At 42.6% G+C, this 22,301-nt stretch carries 33 protein-coding genes; all 33 read right to left on the reverse strand.

The features are described from left to right. Positions 1–13: 13 nt before the first annotated feature. Complete coding sequence (gene infA / locus ACMX2I_RS21275) at positions 14–232, reverse strand: translation initiation factor IF-1 (RefSeq protein ID WP_003156508.1); 219 nt, start codon at positions 230–232, stop codon at positions 14–16. Further along, complete coding sequence (locus tag ACMX2I_RS21280; RefSeq protein ID WP_414958266.1) at positions 210–557, reverse strand: RNA-binding protein; 348 nt, start codon at positions 555–557, stop codon at positions 210–212. The genes infA and ACMX2I_RS21280 overlap by 23 nt, the downstream gene beginning before the upstream one ends. A gap of 3 nt (positions 558–560) precedes the next feature. Next, positions 561–1,307: a type I methionyl aminopeptidase gene (map, locus tag ACMX2I_RS21285; protein ID WP_087991697.1), complete on the reverse strand. Its 747-nt coding sequence runs from the start codon at positions 1,305–1,307 to the stop codon at positions 561–563. Then, positions 1,304–1,957, reverse strand: a complete 654-nt coding sequence (locus ACMX2I_RS21290) for an adenylate kinase (RefSeq protein ID WP_087991696.1) — start codon at positions 1,955–1,957, stop codon at positions 1,304–1,306. Before ACMX2I_RS21290 ends, map begins: the two co-directional genes overlap by 4 nt. 54 nt (positions 1,958–2,011) lie before the next feature. Continuing rightward, complete coding sequence (gene secY, locus ACMX2I_RS21295) at positions 2,012–3,307, reverse strand: preprotein translocase subunit SecY (RefSeq protein ID WP_087991695.1); 1,296 nt, start codon at positions 3,305–3,307, stop codon at positions 2,012–2,014. A 1-nt stretch (position 3,308) separates the two neighbouring features. Continuing rightward, positions 3,309–3,749, reverse strand: a complete 441-nt coding sequence (gene rplO, locus ACMX2I_RS21300; RefSeq protein WP_087991694.1) for a 50S ribosomal protein L15 — start codon at positions 3,747–3,749, stop codon at positions 3,309–3,311. Positions 3,750–3,779: 30 nt separating this feature from the next. Continuing rightward, positions 3,780–3,959: a 50S ribosomal protein L30 gene (rpmD, locus tag ACMX2I_RS21305; RefSeq protein WP_003156497.1), complete on the reverse strand. Its 180-nt coding sequence runs from the start codon at positions 3,957–3,959 to the stop codon at positions 3,780–3,782. A gap of 13 nt (positions 3,960–3,972) precedes the next feature. Continuing rightward, complete coding sequence (gene rpsE / locus ACMX2I_RS21310; RefSeq protein ID WP_003328273.1) at positions 3,973–4,473, reverse strand: 30S ribosomal protein S5; 501 nt, start codon at positions 4,471–4,473, stop codon at positions 3,973–3,975. A gap of 24 nt (positions 4,474–4,497) precedes the next feature. Continuing rightward, positions 4,498–4,860: a 50S ribosomal protein L18 gene (rplR, locus tag ACMX2I_RS21315; protein WP_087991693.1), complete on the reverse strand. Its 363-nt coding sequence runs from the start codon at positions 4,858–4,860 to the stop codon at positions 4,498–4,500. 32 nt (positions 4,861–4,892) lie between these two features. Then, positions 4,893–5,432, reverse strand: a complete 540-nt coding sequence (gene rplF / locus ACMX2I_RS21320; protein ID WP_087991692.1) for a 50S ribosomal protein L6 — start codon at positions 5,430–5,432, stop codon at positions 4,893–4,895. A 29-nt stretch (positions 5,433–5,461) separates the two neighbouring features. Then, positions 5,462–5,860 (reverse strand): 30S ribosomal protein S8, encoded by a 399-nt coding sequence (gene rpsH, locus ACMX2I_RS21325; RefSeq protein WP_003241998.1) that lies wholly within the window; start codon positions 5,858–5,860, stop codon positions 5,462–5,464. A gap of 31 nt (positions 5,861–5,891) precedes the next feature. Then, positions 5,892–6,077, reverse strand: a complete 186-nt coding sequence (gene rpsN, locus ACMX2I_RS21330; RefSeq protein ID WP_003156488.1) for a 30S ribosomal protein S14 — start codon at positions 6,075–6,077, stop codon at positions 5,892–5,894. 22 nt (positions 6,078–6,099) lie between these two features. Beyond that, entirely contained in the window at positions 6,100–6,639 is a 540-nt protein-coding gene (gene rplE, locus ACMX2I_RS21335) for a 50S ribosomal protein L5 (protein WP_202329117.1), read from the reverse strand. A 26-nt stretch (positions 6,640–6,665) separates the two neighbouring features. Next, the gene (rplX, locus tag ACMX2I_RS21340; RefSeq protein ID WP_003156486.1) at positions 6,666–6,977 is read right to left on the reverse strand and encodes a 50S ribosomal protein L24; all 312 of its coding nucleotides are present in this window, start codon (positions 6,975–6,977) and stop codon (positions 6,666–6,668) included. 36 nt (positions 6,978–7,013) lie between these two features. Further along, positions 7,014–7,382, reverse strand: coding sequence for a 50S ribosomal protein L14 (gene rplN, locus ACMX2I_RS21345; protein WP_003156485.1), 369 nt, complete (start codon positions 7,380–7,382; stop codon positions 7,014–7,016). A gap of 40 nt (positions 7,383–7,422) precedes the next feature. Continuing rightward, entirely contained in the window at positions 7,423–7,686 is a 264-nt protein-coding gene (rpsQ, locus tag ACMX2I_RS21350; RefSeq protein WP_003225804.1) for a 30S ribosomal protein S17, read from the reverse strand. Between the two features lie 22 nt (positions 7,687–7,708). Then, on the reverse strand, positions 7,709–7,909 hold the full coding sequence (gene rpmC / locus ACMX2I_RS21355; RefSeq protein WP_003156482.1) for a 50S ribosomal protein L29: 201 nt from the start codon (positions 7,907–7,909) through the stop codon (positions 7,709–7,711). After that, entirely contained in the window at positions 7,899–8,333 is a 435-nt protein-coding gene (gene rplP / locus ACMX2I_RS21360; RefSeq protein ID WP_003225801.1) for a 50S ribosomal protein L16, read from the reverse strand. Before rplP ends, rpmC begins: the two co-directional genes overlap by 11 nt. 1 nt (position 8,334) lies before the next feature. Then, entirely contained in the window at positions 8,335–8,991 is a 657-nt protein-coding gene (gene rpsC / locus ACMX2I_RS21365; RefSeq protein WP_003242001.1) for a 30S ribosomal protein S3, read from the reverse strand. A 3-nt stretch (positions 8,992–8,994) separates the two neighbouring features. After that, positions 8,995–9,336, reverse strand: a complete 342-nt coding sequence (rplV, locus tag ACMX2I_RS21370) for a 50S ribosomal protein L22 (protein WP_014662532.1) — start codon at positions 9,334–9,336, stop codon at positions 8,995–8,997. Positions 9,337–9,352: 16 nt separating this feature from the next. Beyond that, entirely contained in the window at positions 9,353–9,631 is a 279-nt protein-coding gene (gene rpsS / locus ACMX2I_RS21375; protein WP_039076395.1) for a 30S ribosomal protein S19, read from the reverse strand. Positions 9,632–9,688: 57 nt separating this feature from the next. Then, the gene (rplB, locus tag ACMX2I_RS21380; RefSeq protein WP_024714051.1) at positions 9,689–10,522 is read right to left on the reverse strand and encodes a 50S ribosomal protein L2; all 834 of its coding nucleotides are present in this window, start codon (positions 10,520–10,522) and stop codon (positions 9,689–9,691) included. A 31-nt stretch (positions 10,523–10,553) separates the two neighbouring features. Further along, on the reverse strand, positions 10,554–10,841 hold the full coding sequence (gene rplW / locus ACMX2I_RS21385; protein ID WP_087991691.1) for a 50S ribosomal protein L23: 288 nt from the start codon (positions 10,839–10,841) through the stop codon (positions 10,554–10,556). After that, positions 10,841–11,464, reverse strand: a complete 624-nt coding sequence (rplD, locus tag ACMX2I_RS21390; RefSeq protein WP_087991690.1) for a 50S ribosomal protein L4 — start codon at positions 11,462–11,464, stop codon at positions 10,841–10,843. The genes rplW and rplD overlap by 1 nt, the downstream gene beginning before the upstream one ends. A gap of 27 nt (positions 11,465–11,491) precedes the next feature. Beyond that, positions 11,492–12,121: a 50S ribosomal protein L3 gene (gene rplC / locus ACMX2I_RS21395; protein WP_039076392.1), complete on the reverse strand. Its 630-nt coding sequence runs from the start codon at positions 12,119–12,121 to the stop codon at positions 11,492–11,494. A 39-nt stretch (positions 12,122–12,160) separates the two neighbouring features. Next, positions 12,161–12,469, reverse strand: a complete 309-nt coding sequence (rpsJ, locus tag ACMX2I_RS21400; protein ID WP_003156464.1) for a 30S ribosomal protein S10 — start codon at positions 12,467–12,469, stop codon at positions 12,161–12,163. Between the two features lie 237 nt (positions 12,470–12,706). Next, complete coding sequence (locus ACMX2I_RS21405; protein ID WP_414958267.1) at positions 12,707–13,663, reverse strand: alpha/beta fold hydrolase; 957 nt, start codon at positions 13,661–13,663, stop codon at positions 12,707–12,709. Positions 13,664–13,762: 99 nt separating this feature from the next. Then, the gene (gene tuf, locus ACMX2I_RS21410) at positions 13,763–14,953 is read right to left on the reverse strand and encodes an elongation factor Tu (protein ID WP_414958268.1); all 1,191 of its coding nucleotides are present in this window, start codon (positions 14,951–14,953) and stop codon (positions 13,763–13,765) included. A 119-nt stretch (positions 14,954–15,072) separates the two neighbouring features. After that, positions 15,073–17,151, reverse strand: a complete 2,079-nt coding sequence (gene fusA / locus ACMX2I_RS21415) for an elongation factor G (RefSeq protein WP_087991687.1) — start codon at positions 17,149–17,151, stop codon at positions 15,073–15,075. Between the two features lie 55 nt (positions 17,152–17,206). Further along, on the reverse strand, positions 17,207–17,677 hold the full coding sequence (rpsG, locus tag ACMX2I_RS21420) for a 30S ribosomal protein S7 (protein WP_003156447.1): 471 nt from the start codon (positions 17,675–17,677) through the stop codon (positions 17,207–17,209). 41 nt (positions 17,678–17,718) lie between these two features. Continuing rightward, positions 17,719–18,135, reverse strand: coding sequence for a 30S ribosomal protein S12 (rpsL, locus tag ACMX2I_RS21425; protein WP_003156445.1), 417 nt, complete (start codon positions 18,133–18,135; stop codon positions 17,719–17,721). 115 nt (positions 18,136–18,250) lie between these two features. Beyond that, positions 18,251–18,499 (reverse strand): 50S ribosomal protein L7ae-like protein, encoded by a 249-nt coding sequence (locus ACMX2I_RS21430; RefSeq protein WP_414958269.1) that lies wholly within the window; start codon positions 18,497–18,499, stop codon positions 18,251–18,253. Positions 18,500–18,677: 178 nt separating this feature from the next. Further along, on the reverse strand, positions 18,678–22,277 hold the full coding sequence (gene rpoC / locus ACMX2I_RS21435; RefSeq protein WP_087991685.1) for a DNA-directed RNA polymerase subunit beta': 3,600 nt from the start codon (positions 22,275–22,277) through the stop codon (positions 18,678–18,680). Positions 22,278–22,301: the final 24 nt, after the last annotated feature.

A 22,301-nucleotide genomic window follows, 5' to 3' on the forward strand; every position in this document is an offset into this window, starting at 1 on the left:
TTTCCGGAGTGCTTTATTTGTAACGGTACGTAATCCTGCCACGAGTTAAGTCATATGGAGATAATTCTACCGTAACTTTGTCTCCAGGTAAAATGCGAATGAAGTGCATGCGGATTTTACCAGATACATGAGCCAAAACAGTATGGCCGTTTTCGAGTTCAACTTTGAACATCGCGTTTGGCAATGTTTCGACTATAGTACCTTCCACTTCAATTACATCGTCTTTCGCCATTCAAGTGTTCTCCCTTCTTCAAATCAGTAACTTGCTTTCTGACAAATTTCAAAAGAGAAAATCTCAGTTTTCCGTTTGTCACACGCCCTGTTTCGTTTATACTGTTCTGAACTTCCGGAGATACGCAATCATAAAGGGTTAAATGATTGATATTCTTTTTCTTAGGAGAATGAAATGTACGCTTTTCTCCGTCTGCTGTTAGTACAATGATGATCGTTAACAATTCCAATGACAACAGCAAGATGAATTCAGTCCTGCCAATGTTCATCCAAACTTTTTGCCCTATCAAGCCGGAAAAAACACCTGTCTTCGGAATTATTTTCATCACCTAGACTCTCGTCAGTATATCAAAACCCGTTTCCGTAATCGCAATTGTATGTTCAAAATGAGCACACTTTTTCCCATCTACCGTTACAACCGTCCAGTTATCAGCCAATGTTTTCACGTAGCGGCTGCCAGCGTTCACCATAGGTTCAATAGCGAGAACCATGCCAGGTTTGAGCCGTGGTCCTTTGTTGGGCGGACCATAATGAGGAATTTGCGGGTCCTCATGCAAGTCTTGACCAACACCATGTCCGACATACTCCCTAACAACTGAAAACTGCTCATTTTCGACATACGTTTGTATTGCGTGGGAAATATTCGACAAACGTTCACCTGGTTTTGCTTCCTGCAAGCCTTTATATAAAGACTCCTCTGTCACTTCCAGAAGTTTTTTGTCATCATTGCTGATGTTTCCTACCGGATATGTCCATGCAGAGTCACCATGATAACCATTTAATTTAGCACCGATATCAATACTGATGATGTCTCCGTCCTTCAGCACCCTGCTGCCAGGAATACCGTGAACGAGTTCTTCATTAACTGATACGCAAATGCTCCCGCGAAACCCATTATACCCCTTAAAAGATGGGATTGCACCCTGCTTATTAATAAAACGTTCGGCAATTTGATCCAATTCTTTTGTCGAGATTCCTGGTTTAATATGCTTTTTTAACTCTTCATGAGTTAAAGCCACGATTCGCCCTGCTTCCCGCATGATACCAAGTTCACGTGGGGTTTTACAGATAATCATTTTTTTAATCCTCCAAGAAGATCCTTCACATCTGCATATACATCTTGAATGTCCTGTTGGCCATTCACGTTTGCAAGATAACCTTTCTCAGAATAAAAATCGAGTAAAGGCTGAGTTTGCTTCATGTTTACCTCAAGCCGTTTAGAGACTGTTTCCTCATTATCATCTGCCCGTTGATAGAGTTCGCCTCCGTCTTTATCACAAACACCCGGCGTTTTCGGCGGATTAAAGACTAAATGATAGGTTGTGCCGCAAACACTGCAAATTCTGCGTCCAGTCAGACGTTCCATCAGAACATCCTTGTCGACTTCAATGTTAATGACATAATCAATCGGCTTGCCGTACTCCTCAAGAATTCCTTCAAGAGCCTCGGCTTGAGCGACTGTTCGCGGAAATCCGTCCAGAAGAAAACCTCTTTCACAATCGTCTTTGCCAAGCCTTTCTTTTACAATTCCGATTGTGACTTCGTCAGGTACGAGCTCTCCCTTATCAATATAAGATTTTGCTTCGAGTCCGAGTGGTGTTTCTTCTTTCATAGCAGCACGGAACATATCTCCTGTTGAGATATGAGGAATCCCATAATCCTCAACAATTCGTTCGCCCTGTGTACCTTTACCGGCACCAGGAAGCCCCATTAAGACTAAGTTCATTCGGATTTCCCCCGTCCTCTCTTTATTAAGAGGGAATGGATAAATCCATTTCCTCTAGTTTTTCATAAATCCACGGTAGTTTCGTTTCACCAACTGGCTTTCTAGTTGCTTCATTGTCTCTAAGGCTACCCCGACAACAATTAACAAAGATGTTCCGCCAATTTGTGCACTTTGAGGCAATCCAGCGAATTGAATGAAAAAGATAGGAAGAATGGAAATCACGGCTAAGAATATAGAACCCACAAACGTAAGTCGATACAAAATGCTCGTAATTCTATCTTGAGTCATTTTCCCTGGACGAACCCCCGGGATATAGCCACCCTGTTTTTTAAGGTTATCAGCCATTTGTTCAGGATTGACCTGTACAAAAGCATAAAAGTACGTAAAGGCAATAATCAACGCAACATATATCGCCATACCCACCGGATGCGTATTATCAAAGTAGTTTTGAATCCACTTTGTCACATCGTTTGTTCCAAAGAATGACGCGATCGTCCGCGGCGTTATCAGAAACGCAACCGCAAAGATGACCGGAATAACCCCCGCAGGGTTTACTTTCAATGGTAGGTGAGTAGACTGTCCTCCGCCTGCAGGTGAACGACCTGTGCCTTTAGCATATTGAATCGCAATTTTCCGTACGGCTTGCTGAATGAAAATAACTCCAACAATAACTGCTAAAATCGCAATCACAAGAAGTGCGATTTTTACAATATGAATAAACAACTGATCGTCGCTGCCGACAAATTGAGTCTCATATATTTGTCCAACCGTTTTAGGAATACTAGCCACAATCCCCGCGAAGATAATGATCGATATTCCGTTGCCTACCCCATGAGACGTAATTTGTTCTCCGAGCCACATTAAAAAGGCAGTTCCGCCAGTGAGCACTAAAGCAATGATGAGATATGTCGAAACACCCGAATTTTCGATCAGCATACCGTTTGCCAGATTGTTGAATCCGTATGACATACCTAACGCTTGGATGAACCCAAGCACAATCGTAAAGTACCTTGTGAACTGAGCTAATTTACGGCGGCCAACTTCACCTTGCTTAGACCACTCGGTAAACTTCGGCACAACATCCATCTGAAGCAGCTGAATGATGATCGAAGCCGTGATATAAGGAGTAATTCCCATTGCAAAAATGGAGAATTGGTAAAGCGCACCGCCGCCAAATGTATTAAGGAGATCAAAAACACCCATTTGAGATTGTGCCTGTAACGCTTCAGCGTTAACATAAGGCACAGGAATAAACGCACCTATGCGAAAGACGATAAGCATGAGTAAAGTGAATATGATTTTATTCCTGATATCACTCACACGCATAAAGTTGGAGATTGTTTTAAACAAGTTAGATCACCTCAGCTGTACCGCCAGCAGCTTCAACAGCTTCTTTCGCAGAAGCAGAGAATTTATTGGCTTTTACAGTTAATTTTTTCTCTAATTTACCGTTGCCAAGAATCTTTACTCCTGCATTAAGTTTGCTAATAACACCAGTCTCAAGAAGAAGTTCAGGAGTGACTTCCGTTCCTTCTGCAAAACCGTTCAATTTGTCTAGGTTGACTACAGTGTAATCCTTGCGGTTGATGTTAGTGAAACCGCGTTTAGGAAGACGTTGGAATAAAGGCATTTGTCCCCCCTCGAATCCTGGACGCACACCGCCGCCAGAACGAGCGTTTTGACCTTTGTGACCTTTACCAGCTGTTTTACCGTTACCAGAACCAATACCACGACCTACGCGATTACGCGTTTTGCGTGAACCTTCTGAAGGTTTTAATTCATGAAGTTTCATTAGGACACCTCCTTATCCGATCAAATATTTTTATTGTTCTTTAACAGAAACTAAATGAGATACTTTATTAATCATACCGCGAATCGCAGCGTTGTCTTCATGAACAACAGTTTGGTTTGTTTTCTTTAAACCAAGTGTTCTCACAGTAACGCGTTGATCTTCCGGACGACCGATTACACTTCGTTTGAGGGTAATTTCTAATTTAGCCATTAATGTTCCCTCCTTATCCTAACAGTTCTTCTACAGATTTTCCACGAAGCTTCGCAACGTCTTCAGCACGTTTAAGTTCACTTAAACCTTGAAGAGTTGCACGAATCATGTTGATCGGTGTGTTAGAACCTAAAGACTTAGAAAGGATATCAGCTACACCTGCAAGCTCAAGTACCGCACGTACAGGGCCTCCAGCGATAACTCCAGTACCTTCAGAAGCAGGTTTTAACAAGATGTTACCTGCACCGAAACGTCCGATGATTTCGTGTGGAATTGTAGTTCCAACCATTGGTACTTCAATTAAATTCTTTTTCGCATCTTCAACAGCTTTGCGGATCGCTTCTGGTACTTCTTGTGCTTTACCAGTACCGAATCCTACGTGTCCGTTTTTGTCACCGACAACGACTAGAGCTGCGAAGCGGAAACGACGACCACCTTTAACAACTTTCGCTACGCGGTTAACCGTAACTAAGCGTTCTTCTAACTCTAATTTGCTTGGGTCAATACGACGCATAATCATGTGTCCCTCCTTCTTTTATTAAAATTTAAGTCCAGCTTCACGAGCAGCATCAGCTAAAGCTTTTACACGTCCATGGTATAAGTATCCGCCACGGTCAAATACTACGTCAGAAATGCCTTTTTCAGCAGCGCGTTTTGCAACTAATTCTCCAACTTTAGTAGCAGCAGAAGCATCTCCTGTGCTTTCAACGTTCAAGTCTTTATCGAGAGTAGATGCACTAGCAAGTGTTACACCATTTACATCATCGATGATTTGAGCGTAAATGTGCTTGTTAGAACGGAAAACGTTCAGACGCGGTCTTTCAGCAGTACCGGAAAGTTTAGCGCGAACACGAGCGTGTCTTTTAAGACGAGCAGCATTTTTGCTAGTTTTCGTAATCATCTAGGTCACTCCTTTCTTCACTTTAAGCGATCTTACTTAGCAGATTTACCTTCTTTGCGGCGAACAACTTCACCTTCGTAGCGGATACCTTTACCTTTGTAAGGCTCTGGAGAACGGACAGCGCGAATGTTAGCAGCAATAGCTCCTACACGTTCTTTGTCTGTTCCTTTTACAACTACTTTAGTTTGAGAAGGAACTTCAATTTCGATGCCTTCCTCAGGAACGATCTCAACAGGGTGAGAGTATCCAACGTTTAAAACAAGTTTATTTCCGGATTTAGACGCACGGTAACCGACACCGACTAATTCCAAACCTCTTTCAAATCCTTTAGATACACCTTCAACCATGTTGCCAAGCAGACTGCGAGTAGTACCATGCAGCGCACGGTGCTCTTTATGATCAGAAGGACGAGCGACTGTAAGCACATTGTCCTCTACTTTAATCTCCATATCAGGGTGAAACGTACGAGTTAATTCTCCTTTTGGTCCTTTCACAGCTACAGTATTGTTATCGTTTAACGTAACTGTAACATCAGAAGGAATCTCAAGTAACTTCTTACCTACACGAGACATACCAAACACCTCCATTCATGTTAAACTTCTTACCAAACGTATGCTAGAACTTCTCCACCAGCTTGTTTTGCACGGGCTTCTTTGTCCGTTAAAACACCTTGTGATGTAGAAATAATCGCAATTCCAAGACCGTTAAGTACGCGAGGTACTTCATTAGATTTAGCATATACACGCAAACCAGGCTTGCTGATTCTTTTAAGACCAGTGATAACGCGCTCGTTGTTTTGTCCGTATTTCAAGAAAACGCGGATGATACCTTGTTTGCTGTCTTCTACGAACTCAACGTCACGAATGAAACCTTCACGCTTTAAAATTTCAGCAATTTCTCTTTTCAATTTAGAAGCAGGAATTTCAAGCTTCTCATGACGTACCATGTTTGCATTGCGAATACGAGTTAGCATATCTGCAATTGGATCTGTCATAACCATTATATAATTACCTCCTTCCCTTTCTTGGGGATTACCAGCTGGCTTTTTTCACGCCAGGAATTTGTCCTTTATATGCAAGCTCACGGAAACAAATACGGCAAAGTTTAAATTTACGAATGACTGAATGCGGACGTCCGCAGCGTTCACAGCGTGTGTACTCTTGTACTTTAAACTTTGGTGTACGTTGTTGTTTCGCAATCATAGACTTTTTAGCCACGATTTCGCCTCCCTTTCATTGATTATTTCTGGAACGGCATACCTACTTGAGTTAATAGCTCACGAGCTTCTTCGTCAGTATTAGCAGTTGTTACGATAACGATGTCCATTCCGCGAACCTTTGTTACTTTATCGTAGTCAATTTCAGGGAAGATTAACTGTTCTTTGATACCAAGTGTGTAGTTACCGCGACCGTCGAAAGATTTTTTAGAAATCCCGCGGAAGTCACGTACACGCGGTAAAGATACAGAAATAAGTTTATCAAGGAAATCATACATGCGCTCTCCGCGAAGAGTTACTTTCGCACCGATAGGCATTCCTTCACGAAGACGGAATCCAGCAATTGATTTCTTCGCACGAGTAACGACAGGTTTTTGACCTGCGATAAACGTTAATTCTTCAACAGCACTGTCGATTGCTTTCGCGTTTTGAACAGCGTCACCAACACCCATGTTGATTACGATTTTTTCGATTTTAGGCACTTGCATGACAGAATCATAGTTGAACTTTGTCATTAAAGCAGGTGCAATTTCTTTATTGTACTTTTCTTTAAGGCGGTTCATGAGATAGACCTCCCTTCCTTTTAATACTATTTATCTAGAACTTGCCCAGATTTTTTTGCTACACGAACTTTTTTGCCATCTTCCACTTTGTATCCTACGCGAGTCACTTCACCTGTTTTAGGATCGAGCGGCATAACGTTTGATACATGAATTGGCGCCTCTTGATTAGAAATACCGCCTTGAGGGTTAGCTTGAGTTGGTTTAGAGTGTTTCTTCACCATGTTCACACCTTCAACTAAAACGCGGTCCTTTTTAGGGAAAGCAGCAAGGATTGTTCCTTGTTTGCCTTTATCTTTACCAGAGATAACCATTACTTTATCGCCTTTTTTAACATGCATCCTGATCGCACCTCCTTGACTAAGGCATTTATTTCATTAGATAACTTCTGGAGCTAGAGAAACAATTTTCATAAAGTTGTTTTCACGCAACTCACGAGCAACTGGTCCGAAGATACGAGTTCCACGCGGGCTCTTGTCGTCACGGATGATAACACATGCATTCTCATCGAAGCTGATGTATGAACCGTCGCTTCTGCGTGCTCCGCTTTTCGTGCGAACGATAACAGCTCTTACGACTTCACCTTTTTTGACAACGCCTCCTGGTGTTGCTTGTTTAACCGTGCAAACAATGACATCACCAATGTTAGCTGTTTTGCGTCCAGAACCGCCAAGAACTTTAATAGTAAGCACTTCACGAGCGCCAGAGTTATCAGCTACTTTTAAACGAGTCTCTTGTTGAATCATTATTTGTTACCTCCCTTCGGAAAAAGAATTCCGAACTTTATTAGATAATAACAGCTTCTTCGACAACTTCAACTAGACGGAAACGCTTAGTTGCAGACAATGGACGAGTTTCCATGATCTTTACGATGTCACCGATTTTAGCTTGATTATTTTCATCATGTGCTTTGAATTTTTTTGAGTATTTTACGCGTTTACCGTAAAGTGTATGTTTTTTGTATGTTTCAACAACAACAGTAATGGTTTTATCCATTTTGTCAGAAACTACACGGCCTTGGTAAACTTTGCGCTGGTTACGTTCGCTCATGCTCACGACCTCCCCTCAGTGATTATTTATTTGCAGCAATTTCTCTTTCACGAATCACAGTTTTCATGCGCGCGATAGCTTTGCGCACTTCACGAATGCGAGCAGTATTTTCAAGTTGTCCTGTCGCTAATTGAAAGCGAAGATTGAAAAGTTCTTCTTTAAGAGACTTTACTTTTTGTTCAATTTCAGCAGTGGTAAGGTCACGAATTTCATTAGCTTTCATTTGATTCACCACCAATTTCTTCACGTTTTACGAACTTCGTTTTAATTGGCAATTTGTGAGATGCAAGACGAAGCGCTTCACGGGCAACCTCTTCAGACACACCAGAAATCTCAAATAAAACTTTGCCCGGTTTTACAACAGCTACCCAGCCTTCTGGAGCCCCTTTACCGGATCCCATACGTACCTCAAGTGGTTTAGCAGTGTAAGGTTTAGAAGGGAAAATTTTGATCCAAACTTTACCGCCACGTTTCATGTAACGAGTCATCGCAATACGTGCAGCTTCGATTTGACGGTTAGTAATCCATGAAGCTTCAAGAGCTTGGATACCGAACTCACCAAAATGTACTTCAGTACCGCCTTTCGCACGGCCACGCATTTTTCCGCGATGCTCTCTGCGATATTTAACGCGTTTTGGTAATAACATATTATTTTCCTCCTTCCTCAGTTTTCTTCTTAGTAGGAAGAACCTCTCCACGATAGATCCAGACTTTTACACCAAGCTTACCGTAAGTAGTGTCAGCTTCAGATGTTGCATAGTCAATGTCCGCACGTAATGTGTGCAATGGAACAGTTCCTTCACTGTAGTATTCAGAACGAGCGATATCTGCACCGCCAAGACGACCAGAAACCATTGTTTTCACACCTTGTGCTCCAGCGCGCATTGTGCGTTGGATTTGTTGTTTCTGCGCACGGCGGAAAGAAACACGGTTTTCTAATTGACGAGCGATGTTGTCAGCAACTAGCTGTGCATCAAGATCTGCTCTTTTGATTTCAAGAATGTTAATGTGTACACGCTTGCCAGTAAGGCTGTTAAGGGCTTTGCGAAGTGCTTCAACTTCAGAACCGCCTTTACCGATAACCATACCAGGCTTAGCTGTGTGGATCGTAATGTTAACGCGGTTTGCTGCACGCTCGATTTCTACTTTAGAAACAGAAGCGTCAGAAAGGCGTTTGCTAATGTATTCACGAATTTTTAAATCTTCGTGCAGGAAGTCAGCGTAATCTTTACCAGCGTACCACTTAGATTCCCAATCACGAATGACTCCGATACGAAGACCGACTGGATTTACCTTTTGACCCACTACTTATCCCTCCTTCTTTTCTGATACAACGATTGTAATGTGGCTCGTACGTTTGTTGATTTGGCTCGCACGTCCCATAGCACGTGGGCGGAATCTTTTTAACGTAGGGCCTTCGTCAACGAATGCTTGAGAAATAACCAGGTTGTTAACGTCCATTTCATAGTTATGCTCAGCATTTGCAATAGCGGATTTTAATACTTTCTCGATAATTGGAGAAGCAGCTCTTGGTGTAAGGTTCAAGATTGATACTGCCTCACCTACTTGCTTGCCTCGAATCAGGTCCATTACTAGACGTGCTTTACGAGGAGCAATACGGACTGTTCTTGCAACAGCTTTAGCTTGCATTTAAAAGCCTCCTCTCTTAGCGTCTTGTTTTTTTGTCATCACTAGCATGACCTTTGTACGTACGAGTTGGAGCGAATTCACCCAACTTGTGCCCTACCATATCTTCAGAGATGAATACAGGCACGTGTTTACGTCCGTCATAGACAGCGATTGTGTGACCAATAAACTGTGGGAAAATAGTGGAACGACGAGACCAAGTTTTTACCACTTGTTTCTTGTCTGATTCGTTTAATTTCTCGATTTTTGTCATCAAGTGTCCATCGACAAATGGTCCTTTTTTCAAGCTGCGAGCCATTTTGGAACCTCCCTTCGTGATTGCACTACGGTCCGAAATGAACCGTAGACAACCCCGTTATTTATTTTTACGACGACGTACGATAAATTTATCAGATTTGCTCTTTTTCTTACGTGTCTTGAATCCAAGAGTTGGTTTACCCCATGGAGACATAGGTGATTTACGTCCGATTGGCGCACGTCCTTCACCACCACCGTGTGGGTGATCGTTAGGGTTCATTACAGAACCACGAACTGTAGGACGGATGCCTTTCCAGCGAGAACGTCCAGCTTTACCAATGTTGATAAGTTCATGCTGTTCATTACCCACTTGACCGATAGAAGCACGGCAAGCAGAAAGAATCATGCGAACTTCTCCAGAGTTAAGACGCACAAGAACGTATTTACCTTCTTTACCAAGAACCTGAGCAGATGTACCAGCTGAACGTACAAGCTGTCCGCCTTTGCCAGGTTTTAATTCAATGTTATGCACAACTGTACCAACAGGGATGTTGATAAGTGGAAGTGCATTACCTACTTTAATGTCAGCTTCAGGACCTGACATGATTTCAGTACCCACTTGAATTCCTTTAGGAGCAAGAATGTAACGTTTTTCTCCGTCTGCATAGTTGATTAGAGCGATGTTAGCTGAACGGTTTGGATCGTATTCAACTGTAGCAACGCGTCCAGGTATACCATCTTTATCGCGTTTGAAGTCGATAACACGGTATTGGCGTTTATGTCCGCCACCTTGGTGACGTACAGTCAATTTACCTTGGTTGTTACGTCCGCCTTTTTTGTGAAGGGGAGCAAGCAAGGATTTTTCCGGCTTGTCAGTCGTGATTTCAGCAAAGTCTGAAGTTGTCATGCCACGACGTCCATTAGAGGTCGGTTTATACTTTTTAATCGCCATTTTGAATTTCCCTCCTTCTTTTTACAGATAATTAAGCTTCAAAAATTTCGATTTCTTTGCTGTCTGCAGTAAGTTTTACGATCGCTTTTCTGCGACGGCTAGTCATACCAGTGTAGCGTCCGACACGTTTTGATTTACCTTTGTAGTTCATGATGTTGACTTTGTCAACTTTCACTCCAAAGATGCTTTCAATCGCGTCTTTCACTTCTGTTTTATTAGCTCTTACATCAACTTCAAAAGTGTATTTCTTTTCAGCCATTAAATCAGCAGAACGTTCAGTAATGACGGGGCGCTTAAGAACATCACGAGGATCTTTCATTATGCAAGCACCTCCTCTACTTTTTCAACCGCTGCTTTTGTAATCAGAAGCTTCTCGTGGTTGACAACGTCTAAAACGTTGATTCCGTTAGCTTCAACTACAGTAACTCCAGGAATGTTGCGAGCAGATAAAGCGACTGCTTCGTTAGCATCCGCAGTTACAATTAAAGCTTTTTTCTCAACAGATAATCCTTTAAGGATAGCTGCCATTTCTTTTGTTTTAGCTGTATCAAGAGTAAGATCTTCAAGTACGATGATGTTGTTGTCGATCACTTTAGAAGACAATACTGATTTGATTGCCAAGCGGCGAACTTTTTTAGGTAATTTATAAGAATAGCTGCGTGGTGTTGGGCCGAATACGACACCACCTCCGCGCCATTGCGGTGAACGGATAGAACCTTGACGGGCACGTCCAGTACCTTTTTGACGCCATGGTTTACGACCTCCGCCGCGTACTTCAGAACGATTTTTTACTTTGTGAGATCCTTGACGTAAGGAAGCTCTTTGCATAAGAATAGCGTCGAATACAACACTCTCATTTGGCTCGATACCAAATACAGAAGTGTTTAATTCGATGTCACCAGCAGTAGAACCGTTTTGGTTGTATAATGCTACTTTTGGCATGATCAATTTCCTCCTTTCCTAAGAGAGTTATTTAGATTTAACAGCACTTTTAACAGTGATTAAAGTTTTCTTCGGACCAGGTACGTTACCTTTGATCAAAAGAAGATTGCGTTCCGCATCAACTTTAACGATTTCAAGGTTTTGAACAGTGATTTGATCTCCGCCCATACGTCCAGGTAATAGTTTGCCTTTGAATACACGGTTAGGATCTACAGGTCCCATTGAACCAGGACGACGGTGGTAGCGTGAACCGTGAGACATAGGTCCGCGAGATTGTCCGTGGCGCTTGATCGCACCTTGGAAACCTTTACCTTTAGATACTCCTGTTACATCTACGATTTCTCCAGCAGAGAAAATTTCAACCTTGACTTCCTGACCAACTTCATACGCATCCATTTCCACTCCGCGTAATTCTTTAACGAAGCGCTTAGGAGCAGTTTCCGCTTTTGCAACGTGTCCTTTTTCAGGTTTGTTAGAAAGCTTTTCTCGCTTGTCGTCAAAACCAAGCTGGATAGCCTCGTAGCCATCGTTTTCAGCTGATTTCTTTTGAAGAACAACGTTTGGAGCAGCTTCAATAACAGTTACCGGAATAAGATCACCGTTTTCTGCGAATACTTGCGTCATACCAATTTTTCTTCCTAAGATTCCTTTGGTCATTCGTCACACCTCCTATTAAGATCATTCTATATTTTAGAATTAAAGTTTAATTTCGATATCGACACCAGATGGTAAATCTAATCGCATGAGAGCATCAACAGTTTGTGGTGTTGGGTTCACAATGTCGATTAAACGTTTATGTGTACGCATTTCAAATTGCTCACGAGAATCTTTGTATTTGTGCACCGCACGAAGGATTGTGTAAACTGATTTTTCAGTTGGCAACGGGATCGGACCAGATACGCTGGCACCAGAACGTTTTGCCGTTTCAACAATCTTCTCAGCAGATTGATCAAGGATTCTATGATCATATGCTTTCAAACGAATACGAATTTTTTGTTTTGCCATTATTTTCCCTCCTTTTCGCCTACATCACGTTAGACAGTTCTCCGCGAGAAAAACCTGAACACCTTGCCATGGCAAAGCGGCCGGGTGTGTCAGCAACCTCTCGCTTCATCGCAGTCAAAAGACCAACATACACCATTATACAGAAAATAGACGTATGTTGCAAGACTTATTTAAGATATGCATGATTTGCACACTTTTTTTATTATACAGGTGTTTTTCTTATTTATCAAGGACCTATCATAAGTGGTGCAGTGCGTGGCGACTCAATGTACTTGCGAATAATGATGGCTCCTCGATATGCGGGGTGTGAGCGGAATTCTCAAATTGAAGCCAGTGCTTTTCAGGCGCCTCAAGCTCTTGATAAAACTGTTTTGATATTTCAGCAGGAACAATTAGATCATGTCTCCCCGAAATGAAAAAGCACGGCACTCTAATAGAAGGAATTGATTTAAATCCATTAAACAGGTACAACTCATCAGTTAAATGTTTTTTGCTGAATCGATGTCCATTCAGAAATTTGTGCATGTTTTTTATTCCATACTCATTACCGGTAAGCATTTGAAAAAAAATAGATAGAGCTTGACGATGATGGTGAGTGAATCCTCCCCTACTCAACTCGACACAAAACCGATAGATATGATGATAGATGTCCTTCTCCCAAGGCGGAGCCCCAATAAAACGTATGGCCTTGGAGACTATACTGGCTCGCTTTGTATCACACATTTCACGAATATAGTGATAAGCAGCTGATTCTTCATAGTGAGGGTTAACAACCTGGCTGATTCCATAATACGCGTAATACAACTCCGGACGTTGCTGCAGTACATGAAGTGCTAGCACCGAGCCCCATGAATGGCCGGCAAGATATAGTTTTGTTTTTGAAAAATGGTCTAGGATCCATTGAGTGACTTGAATTGCATCACTAATGAAATGACTGATTGTCATGGAGTGATGAGGAATTCGTGTTGAATAAGAAAGCCCTGATCCTCTTTGATCCCAATGTACTACTGTAAAATGCTGTTCCAGCTCTTTTTGATAATGCCTAACATACCCGATTTGGGGCGTCCCCGGCCCGCCATGTAAAAAAAGCAGCAAAGGATTTTTCACATCAGCCCCATTAATCATCAGCATTTGCTTCGTTTTGTCAATGGTCAGTTGTTTCATGATAGCGATTGATCTCTTTTCAGGAATCATAAAAATTAGCCCCTAGAATATGATAGATCCTATTATACAAGAAATAGATTATAAAATAAAAAACGAGACCCGCAGGGGGTCTCGTTTATGATCATACTATTACTCAGTGATTGTAGAAACAACGCCTGAACCAACAGTACGTCCGCCTTCACGAATAGAGAAACGAGTTCCTTCTTCGATAGCGATTGTAGAGATAAGTTCAACGATCATTTCAGTGTTGTCTCCAGGCATAACCATTTCTACGCCTTCTGGAAGTTGGATGATACCAGTTACGTCAGTTGTACGGAAGTAGAACTGAGGACGGTAGTTAGAGAAGAATGGAGTATGACGTCCACCCTCATCTTTAGAAAGAACGTAAACTTCAGCTTTGAATTTGCTGTGCGGAGTGATTGTACCTGGTTTAGCAAGTACTTGACCACGTTGGATATCTTCACGAGCTACACCGCGAAGAAGGGCTCCAATGTTGTCTCCAGCTTCAGCGTAATCAAGAAGCTTACGGAACATTTCAACACCTGTAACAGTTGTTTTCTTGTTTTCTTCTTGAAGACCGATGATTTCTACTTCGTCACCGACTTTAACTTGTCCGCGTTCAACACGTCCAGTAGCAACTGTACCACGACCAGTGATTGAGAATACGTCCTCAACTGGCATCATGAATGGTTTTTCAGTGTCACGCTCTGGAGTTGGGATGTACTCATCAACCGCATCCATAAGTTCGAAGATTTTTGCTTCGTAATCAGCGTCACCTTCAAGTGCTTTAAGAGCAGAACCTTTGATTACTGGTACATCATCACCAGGGAAGTCATATTCGCTAAGAAGATCGCGAACTTCCATTTCAACTAGTTCAAGAAGCTCTTCGTCGTCTACCATGTCGCATTTGTTTAAGAATACAACGATGTATGGTACACCAACGTTTTTAGAAAGAAGGATGTGCTCACGAGTTTGTGGCATTGGGCCATCAGCAGCAGATACTACAAGGATAGCTCCGTCCATTTGCGCAGCACCAGTGATCATGTTTTTAACATAGTCAGCGTGTCCTGGGCAGTCAACGTGTGCATAGTGACGAGTTTCAGTTTCATACTCAACGTGTGCAGTAGAGATTGTGATTCCGCGCTCGCGCTCTTCTGGTGCACCATCAATTTGATCGTACGCCATAGCTGTACCTTTACCAGATTTCTTATGAAGTACTGTTGTGATAGCAGCAGTTAATGTTGTTTTACCATGGTCAACGTGTCCAATTGTACCAATATTGGCATGTGATTTGGAACGGTCGAATTTTTCTTTAGCCATTCTAAAATCCTCCTTAAGAGCTTTTAATTAGTAATGTATAGTGTGATAGGAAGTGAAAGAAAGCTTTCACTTCCTCATCTTACAATAGTAGTTATACTTGAGTTAAGAGGCAAAATCAATTATTCGCCTTTATTTTTTTTGATAATTTCTTCAGAAATGCTCTTCGGTACTTCTTCGTAGTGATCCATGAACATAGTGAACGTACCGCGACCTTGCGTATTAGAACGAAGTGCAGTAGCGTAACCGAACATTTCAGCAAGAGGAACCATCGCGCGAACAACTTGTGCGTTACCGCGAGCTTCCATACCTTCTACGCGTCCGCGACGAGAAGTAACATCACCCATGATGTCTCCCATGTATTCTTCAGGAATAACAACTTCAACTTTCATAATTGGTTCAAGAAGAACAGGGTTACATTTGCTGACTGCATTTTTCAATGCCATTGAAGCAGCGACTTTAAACGCCATTTCATTTGAGTCAACATCATGGTAAGATCCATCAAAAAGTTTTGCCTTGATGTCAATTAGCGGGAATCCTGCTAAGACACCATTTTCAAGAGAGTCTTCAAGACCTGCTTGTACGGCTGGGATGTATTCACGAGGAACAACACCACCGACGATTGCGTTTTCGAATTCAAATCCAGCGCCTTCTTCATTAGGTTCGAATTCAATCCAAACGTGTCCGAACTGACCGCGTCCACCAGATTGACGTACGAATTTACCTTCAACTTTTGCACCTGAACGGAATGTTTCACGGTACGCAACTTGAGGAGCACCTACGTTAGCTTCTACTTTGAATTCACGCTTCATACGGTCAACAATGATATCGAGGTGAAGTTCACCCATACCAGAGATGATCGTCTGACCAGTTTCCGGATTTGTTTGAGTACGGAATGTAGGATCTTCTTCAGCAAGTTTCGCTAAAGCGATACCCATTTTATCTTGGTCAGCTTTTGATTTAGGCTCAATCGCTACATCGATAACCGGCTCTGGGAATTCCATTGATTCAAGGATTACAAGATCCTTTTCGTCACATAGAGTATCTCCAGTAGATGTATCTTTTAGACCTACAGCAGCTGCGATGTCTCCTGCATAAACAGTAGCGATCTCTTCACGGCTGTTGGCATGCATTTGCAGGATACGTCCGACACGCTCACGTTTGCCTTTTGTTGAGTTTTTCACGTATGAACCGGAATCAAGAGTTCCAGAGTACACACGGAAGAACGTCAGCTTACCAACATAAGGGTCAGTCATTACTTTAAATGCAAGTGCAGAGAATGGCTCTTCATCAGAAGAATGACGAACAATCTCTTCATCAGTATCCGGGCGTACACCTTTAATTGCAGCAACATCAGTTGGTGCAGGAAGGTAGTCAAGAACTGCATCAAGTACAAGCTGAACACCTTTGTTTTTGAAAGCAGAACCGACAAGTACTGGATAGAATTCAACATTCAAAGTACCTTTACGGATTGCAGCTTTCAACTCGTCGATTGTGATTTCTTCACCTTCGAGGTACTTTTCCATAAGCTCTTCATCAAGCTCTGCGACAGCTTCAATTAAGCTGTTACGAAGCTCTTCAGCTTGTTCTTTGTACTCTTCAGGGATTTCTTTCGCATCAGAACGAGTTCCAAGATCATCTTCGTAGAAATACGCAACGTTTTCTACAAGGTCGATGATACCTTCGAAGTTGTCTTCAGCACCGATTGGCAATTGGATTGCATGGGCGTTAGCTTGAAGACGGTCTCTTAAAGTACCTACAGAGTAAAGGAAGTCTGCGCCGATTTTGTCCATTTTGTTGACAAATACGACACGCGGAACTCCGTAAGTTGTTGCTTGGCGCCATACTGTTTCTGTTTGAGGCTCAACGCCTGATTGTGCATCAAGTACGGCAACCGCACCATCAAGTACACGAAGAGAACGTTCAACTTCAACTGTGAAGTCTACGTGTCCTGGAGTATCGATGATGTTTACGCGGTAACCTTTCCACTGCGCAGTTGTCGCAGCGGATGTGATTGTGATACCACGTTCTTGTTCCTGCTCCATCCAGTCCATTTGTGAAGCTCCTTCATGAGTTTCACCAATTTTGTGGATACGGCCTGTGTAGAACAAGATACGTTCTGTAGTAGTCGTTTTACCAGCATCAATGTGAGCCATGATCCCGATATTACGAGTTTTATCTAAGGAGAACTCTCTTGCCATTGGGTAATTTCTCCTTCCTTATTAGGAAATTGTGTTTTTTAAATATATGTGAAACCTACCAGCGATAGTGAGCAAATGCTTTGTTTGCTTCAGCCATCTTATGAGTATCTTCACGTTTCTTAACAGCAGCACCAGTATTGTTAGCTGCGTCAAGGATTTCATTAGCTAAACGCTCTTCCATCGTTTTTTCTCCGCGAAGACGAGCATAGTTTACTAACCAGCGAAGTCCGAGAGTAGTACGACGTTCAGGACGAACTTCTACAGGAACTTGGTAGTTCGCACCACCTACACGGCGTGCTTTAACTTCAAGTACAGGCATGATGTTTTTCAATGCTTGTTCGAAAACCTCCATTGCATCATTGCCAGTACGTTCTTTAATGATATCGAATGACTTGTATAGGATTGTTTGAGACTTACCTTTTTTACCATCGATCATCATTTTGTTGATTAGACGAGATACAAGCTTAGAATTATAAAGCGGATCAGGTAAAACATCTCTTTTTGCTACAGGACCTTTACGTGGCATCTGAATATCCTCCCTTCATTATTTTTACGTTTTTGTGTTTATTATTTTGCTTTAGGACGTTTAGTTCCGTATTTAGAACGGCCTTGCGCACGGTTTTCTACTCCAGCAGTGTCAAGCGCACCACGAACGATGTGGTAACGTACCCCTGGTAAGTCTTTTACACGTCCGCCGCGGATTAGTACAACGCTGTGCTCTTGCAGGTTGTGACCGATACCAGGAATGTAAGCCGTAACCTCGATTCCGTTAGTCAAACGAACACGAGCATATTTACGAAGTGCTGAGTTCGGTTTTTTCGGTGTCATTGTACCAACACGAGTACATACCCCGCGTTTTTGTGGAGAAGATACATTAGTGTGCTCTTTTTTAAAGCTGTTGTATCCTTTGTTAAGTGCAGGAGACTTTGAGTTTTCTACTTTACTCACGCGTCCTTTACGAATTAGCTGATTGATTGTAGGCATTATTTTTTCCTCCCTTCATTACGTTTTATAACCCACATACCCAGGTGGTTCATCAAAAGGCAAAAAACAATGTCTTCACACAAGAAAAAATCTCACGCAAAAACAAAAAAGTACGTTATAACATAATGGCAACAGCTGCTGCTCCTACTTCAATTCCGCAGGCTTTGCCGAGCTTTTTCATGGATTCGACCATTGAGACTGCGATCCCCTGATCTTTCGCAAGTGTAATAACACTTTTCGTAAGGATAGGATCTGCGTCTTCTGCAACGACTACTTCCTTTACCGAATCTCGTTTTAGAGCTTTCACTGTTTGCTTCGTACCAATAATAATTGATTTGGCCTGTGATACTTTATCATAAGACATAAATACATCCTCCAAAGTAACAGGTTTATTTCGAGCACCTTGGTTATATTATCATTCTAGGAGACGTATGTCAACATAGTATGACATTTTTTAGTTTCGTTGATCTCATAGAGTGATTCTTTATTAAAAATATCTGCTGAAAGACTGTTTTGCAGTCTTTCAGCAGGATTTAAATCAATTATTCAACCGGAACCATGTCATCAGTCGGCTGAACATTTGAAACTGTTTTTACTTTTCGGTATTTCATCATACCTGTACCAGCCGGAACAAGCTTACCGATGATAACATTCTCTTTCAAGCCGAGAAGCTCATCACGCTTACCTTTGATCGCTGCGTCTGTAAGGACACGTGTTGTTTCCTGGAAGGAAGCAGCAGATAAGAATGAATCAGTTTCAAGAGATGCTTTTGTAATACCGAGTAAAACAGGACGGCCTGTAGCAGGACGATTACCTTCAAGCAATACCTTTTTGTTCGCTTCAGTAAATTGGTGAATATCAAGCAATGTACCTGGAAGCACATCAGTGTCACCAGCATCAATCACGCGGACTTTGCGAAGCATCTGGCGAACCATTACTTCTACGTGTTTATCACCGATTTCAACACCCTGCATACGATAAACCTTTTGAACCTCATGGAGAAGATACTCTTGAACAGCAGTCATGTCAGTCACTTTCAGAAGCTCTTTCGGATCGATTGAACCTTCTGTCAGTACTTGGCCTCGAGTAATTTTATCTCCTTCCGCTACTTTCAAACGGGAGTTATAAGGTGCCGTATAAGAACGTGTTTCCACTGCGCCTTGAACCACAATTTCCTGTTGCTTATCACGAACTTCATTGATCTCAACGACTGTACCGTCGATTTCTGTAATTGTTGCCTGACCTTTCGGATTACGCGCTTCGAAAAGCTCTTGGATACGCGGAAGACCCTGTGTGATATCGTCTCCGGCAACCCCGCCTGTATGGAATGTACGCATTGTTAACTGTGTACCAGGCTCACCGATTGATTGGGCAGCGATGATACCGACAGCCTCACCGACTTCAACATCGGAGCCAGTTGCAAGATTTCGGCCATAGCATCGTTTACATACACCATGAGGCGTATTACATGTGAAGGCAGAACGAATCCAGACTTCTTCAATGCCGGCTTCAACAATCTCTAGTGCTTTATCTTCATCGATCAGTTCGTTTTCATTGACAAGCACTTCACCTGTTTCAGGGTGCTTCACTTGTTTTCGTGCAAACCGGCCAATTAAGCGTTCTTCTAAGCGCTCAATGGTTTCCGTTCCTTCTTTAAGAGGCTTAGCAAGAATGCCTCGGTCAGTTCCGCAATCAGTTTCACGGATGATAACATCCTGCGCAACGTCAACGAGACGACGTGTAAGGTATCCTGAGTCAGCTGTTTTAAGGGCGGTATCGGCAAGACCTTTACGCGCACCGTGAGTAGAGATAAAGTACTCCAATACTGTCAGACCTTCACGGAAACTTGATTTGATCGGCAATTCAATGATACGTCCAGCCGGGTTGGCCATCAGACCGCGCATTCCGGCAAGCTGTGTAAAGTTAGACGCGTTACCACGGGCACCAGAGTCACTCATCATGTAGATTGGGTTGAGCTCATCAAGTGATTGCATTAGTTTGCCTTGGATAACGTCTTTCGCAGCACTCCAGATAGAGATAACTCTCTCATAGCGTTCTTCTTCAGTGATTAGACCACGTCGGAATTGCTTCATGACGTTATCAACTTTACCTTGTGCTTCTTCAAGAATTTCTTGCTTATCATCGAGAACGACGATATCAGAAACACCAACTGTAATACCAGCTTTTGTAGAGTATCTGAAACCTAGGTTTTTCATGCGGTCAAGCATTTTAGACGTTTCCGTGATATGGAATCGTTTAAAGATTTCCGCGATGATTTTACCCAGAATGCCTTTTTTAAACGGTGCATTGATTGGCTGCTGTGCAATGGCAGCTTTAACATCGGCACCTTTTTCTAAGAAGAAACGGTCAGGTGTTTTCTCTTCAATGTTGCTCTTCGTTGGTTCATTCATGTAAGGGAATGATTCCGGCAGAATTTCATTGAAGACAAGTTTACCGACAGTTGTAATTAACAATTTTGAGCGCTGCTCTTCGGTAAATGTCACATTCTTAAGGGAGCTAGCTGGAACAGCTACTCTCGTATGAAGGTGGACATATCCGTTTTGATAAGCAAGAAGCGCTTCGTCTGTATTCTTGAAAACCATACCTTCACCGACAGCACCGGCACGCTCAAGTGTCAGATAATAGTTACCCAGTACCATATCCTGAGACGGTGTTACAACCGGTTTACCATCTTTAGGGTTCAAGATGTTCTGAGCGGCAAGCATCAAGATGCGTGCTTCAGCTTGAGCTTCTGCAGATAATGGTACGTGAACCGCCATTTGGTCACCATCAAAGTCAGCGTTATAAGCTGTACATACGAGCGGGTGAAGGCGGATTGCGCGTCCTTCAACAAGCGTTGGTTCAAACGCTTGGATACCTAGTCTGTGAAGTGTAGGGGCACGGTTCAGAAGTACCGGGTGCTCCTTGATAACTGATTCTAGTACATCCCATACCTCAGGCTGTACGCGCTCAATTTTACGTTTCGCACTCTTAATGTTGTGAGCAAGACCTTTTTCAACAAGCTCTTTCATAACGAAAGGTTTGAAAAGTTCAAGCGCCATTTCCTTCGGCAATCCGCATTGGTACATTTTCAAATGAGGACCAACAACGATTACAGAACGTCCGGAGTAATCGACACGTTTACCAAGAAGGTTTTGACGGAAACGGCCTTGCTTCCCTTTCAACATGTGAGAAAGAGATTTTAACGGTCTGTTACCAGGACCTGTTACAGGGCGTCCGCGGCGTCCGTTGTCAATTAAGGCATCGACAGCCTCTTGAAGCATACGCTTTTCGTTTTGAACAATGATGCTAGGTGCACCAAGATCCAAAAGACGTTTCAAACGATTATTACGGTTGATGACACGACGATAAAGGTCGTTCAAATCAGAAGTCGCAAAACGTCCGCCATCAAGCTGAACCATCGGTCTAAGCTCAGGAGGAATAACAGGGAGCACATCAAGGATCATCCAAGAAGGCTTGTTTCCTGAGTTACGGAAGGCTTCTAAAACTTCAAGGCGTTTGATCGCACGAGTACGGCGCTGCCCTTGTGATGTTTTCAGCTCTTCTTTTAACATATCAACTTCTTTTACAAGATCAATATCTTGAAGAAGCTTATGAATCGCTTCTGCACCCATAGATGCTTGGAATTTATTGCCGTATTTATCGAGATAAGCACGGTATTCTTTCTCAGACAGAAGCTGTTTCTTTTCAAGCGGTGTGTTTGCCGGATCAGTTACAACGTAAGAAGCAAAGTAAATGACTTCTTCTAAAGCACGAGGTGACATATCCAGCACAAGACCCATACGGCTTGGAATACCTTTGAAATACCAAATGTGGGAAACTGGGGCAGCCAGTTCAATGTGCCCCATTCTCTCACGACGGACTTTAGCCCGTGTTACTTCGACTCCGCAGCGGTCACAAACTACGCCTTTATAACGAACTCGCTTGTACTTCCCGCAATGACATTCCCAGTCTTTAGTCGGTCCGAAAATGCGTTCGCAGAATAGACCGTCCTTTTCAGGTTTTAACGTACGATAGTTTATCGTTTCAGGCTTTTTCACTTCACCAAAAGACCATGAACGGATTTTATCCGGTGAAGCAAGACCGATGTTCATATACTCAAAATTGTTCACATCTAGCAAGGGGCCTACCTCCCTTTTTATCTT

This window comes from Bacillus sp. SW14 (genome assembly GCF_047608225.1).
Classification (GTDB): domain Bacteria; phylum Bacillota; class Bacilli; order Bacillales; family Bacillaceae; genus Bacillus; species Bacillus subtilis_G.

Excerpts from the sequence above, each read along its gene's own strand:
- rplB (WP_024714051.1), bottom strand. The coding sequence starts at position 10,522 with ATGGCGATTAAAAAGTATAAACCGACCTCTAATGGACGTCGTGGCATG.
- rpmD (WP_003156497.1), bottom strand. The coding sequence starts at position 3,959 with ATGGCTAAATTAGAAATTACCCTCAAACGAAGTGTAATCGGTCGTCCG.
- rplP (WP_003225801.1), bottom strand. The coding sequence starts at position 8,333 with ATGTTATTACCAAAACGCGTTAAATATCGCAGAGAGCATCGCGGAAAA.
- rplD (WP_087991690.1), bottom strand. The coding sequence starts at position 11,464 with ATGCCAAAAGTAGCATTATACAACCAAAACGGTTCTACTGCTGGTGAC.
- rpsL (WP_003156445.1), bottom strand. The coding sequence starts at position 18,135 with ATGCCTACAATCAATCAGCTAATTCGTAAAGGACGCGTGAGTAAAGTA.
- rplE (WP_202329117.1), bottom strand. The coding sequence starts at position 6,639 with ATGAACCGCCTTAAAGAAAAGTACAATAAAGAAATTGCACCTGCTTTA.
- tuf (WP_414958268.1), bottom strand. The coding sequence starts at position 14,953 with ATGGCTAAAGAAAAATTCGACCGTTCCAAATCACATGCCAATATTGGT.
- ACMX2I_RS21290 (WP_087991696.1), bottom strand. The coding sequence starts at position 1,957 with ATGAACTTAGTCTTAATGGGGCTTCCTGGTGCCGGTAAAGGTACACAG.
- rplO (WP_087991694.1), bottom strand. The coding sequence starts at position 3,749 with ATGAAACTTCATGAATTAAAACCTTCAGAAGGTTCACGCAAAACGCGT.
- rpsH (WP_003241998.1), bottom strand. The coding sequence starts at position 5,860 with ATGGTTATGACAGATCCAATTGCAGATATGCTAACTCGTATTCGCAAT.
- rplX (WP_003156486.1), bottom strand. The coding sequence starts at position 6,977 with ATGCATGTTAAAAAAGGCGATAAAGTAATGGTTATCTCTGGTAAAGAT.
- rplC (WP_039076392.1), bottom strand. The coding sequence starts at position 12,121 with ATGACCAAAGGAATCTTAGGAAGAAAAATTGGTATGACGCAAGTATTC.
- ACMX2I_RS21430 (WP_414958269.1), bottom strand. The coding sequence starts at position 18,499 with ATGTCTTATGATAAAGTATCACAGGCCAAATCAATTATTATTGGTACG.
- rpsQ (WP_003225804.1), bottom strand. The coding sequence starts at position 7,686 with ATGAGCGAACGTAACCAGCGCAAAGTTTACCAAGGCCGTGTAGTTTCT.
- infA (WP_003156508.1), bottom strand. The coding sequence starts at position 232 with ATGGCGAAAGACGATGTAATTGAAGTGGAAGGTACTATAGTCGAAACA.
- rplW (WP_087991691.1), bottom strand. The coding sequence starts at position 10,841 with ATGAAAGATCCTCGTGATGTTCTTAAGCGCCCCGTCATTACTGAACGT.
- rpsE (WP_003328273.1), bottom strand. The coding sequence starts at position 4,473 with ATGCGTCGTATTGACCCAAGCAAATTAGAGTTAGAAGAACGCTTAGTT.
- rplR (WP_087991693.1), bottom strand. The coding sequence starts at position 4,860 with ATGATTACGAAAACTAGCAAAAATGCTGCTCGTCTTAAAAGACACGCT.
- ACMX2I_RS21405 (WP_414958267.1), bottom strand. The coding sequence starts at position 13,663 with ATGATTCCTGAAAAGAGATCAATCGCTATCATGAAACAACTGACCATT.
- rplF (WP_087991692.1), bottom strand. The coding sequence starts at position 5,432 with ATGTCTCGTGTAGGTAAGAAGTTACTTGAGATTCCTTCTGATGTTACA.
- fusA (WP_087991687.1), bottom strand. The coding sequence starts at position 17,151 with ATGGCAAGAGAGTTCTCCTTAGATAAAACTCGTAATATCGGGATCATG.
- map (WP_087991697.1), bottom strand. The coding sequence starts at position 1,307 with ATGATTATCTGTAAAACCCCACGTGAACTTGGTATCATGCGGGAAGCA.
- rplV (WP_014662532.1), bottom strand. The coding sequence starts at position 9,336 with ATGCAAGCTAAAGCTGTTGCAAGAACAGTCCGTATTGCTCCTCGTAAA.
- rpsS (WP_039076395.1), bottom strand. The coding sequence starts at position 9,631 with ATGGCTCGCAGCTTGAAAAAAGGACCATTTGTCGATGGACACTTGATG.
- rpsG (WP_003156447.1), bottom strand. The coding sequence starts at position 17,677 with ATGCCACGTAAAGGTCCTGTAGCAAAAAGAGATGTTTTACCTGATCCG.
- rplN (WP_003156485.1), bottom strand. The coding sequence starts at position 7,382 with ATGATTCAACAAGAGACTCGTTTAAAAGTAGCTGATAACTCTGGCGCT.
- rpsJ (WP_003156464.1), bottom strand. The coding sequence starts at position 12,469 with ATGGCAAAACAAAAAATTCGTATTCGTTTGAAAGCATATGATCATAGA.
- ACMX2I_RS21280 (WP_414958266.1), bottom strand. The coding sequence starts at position 557 with ATGAAAATAATTCCGAAGACAGGTGTTTTTTCCGGCTTGATAGGGCAA.
- rpmC (WP_003156482.1), bottom strand. The coding sequence starts at position 7,909 with ATGAAAGCTAATGAAATTCGTGACCTTACCACTGCTGAAATTGAACAA.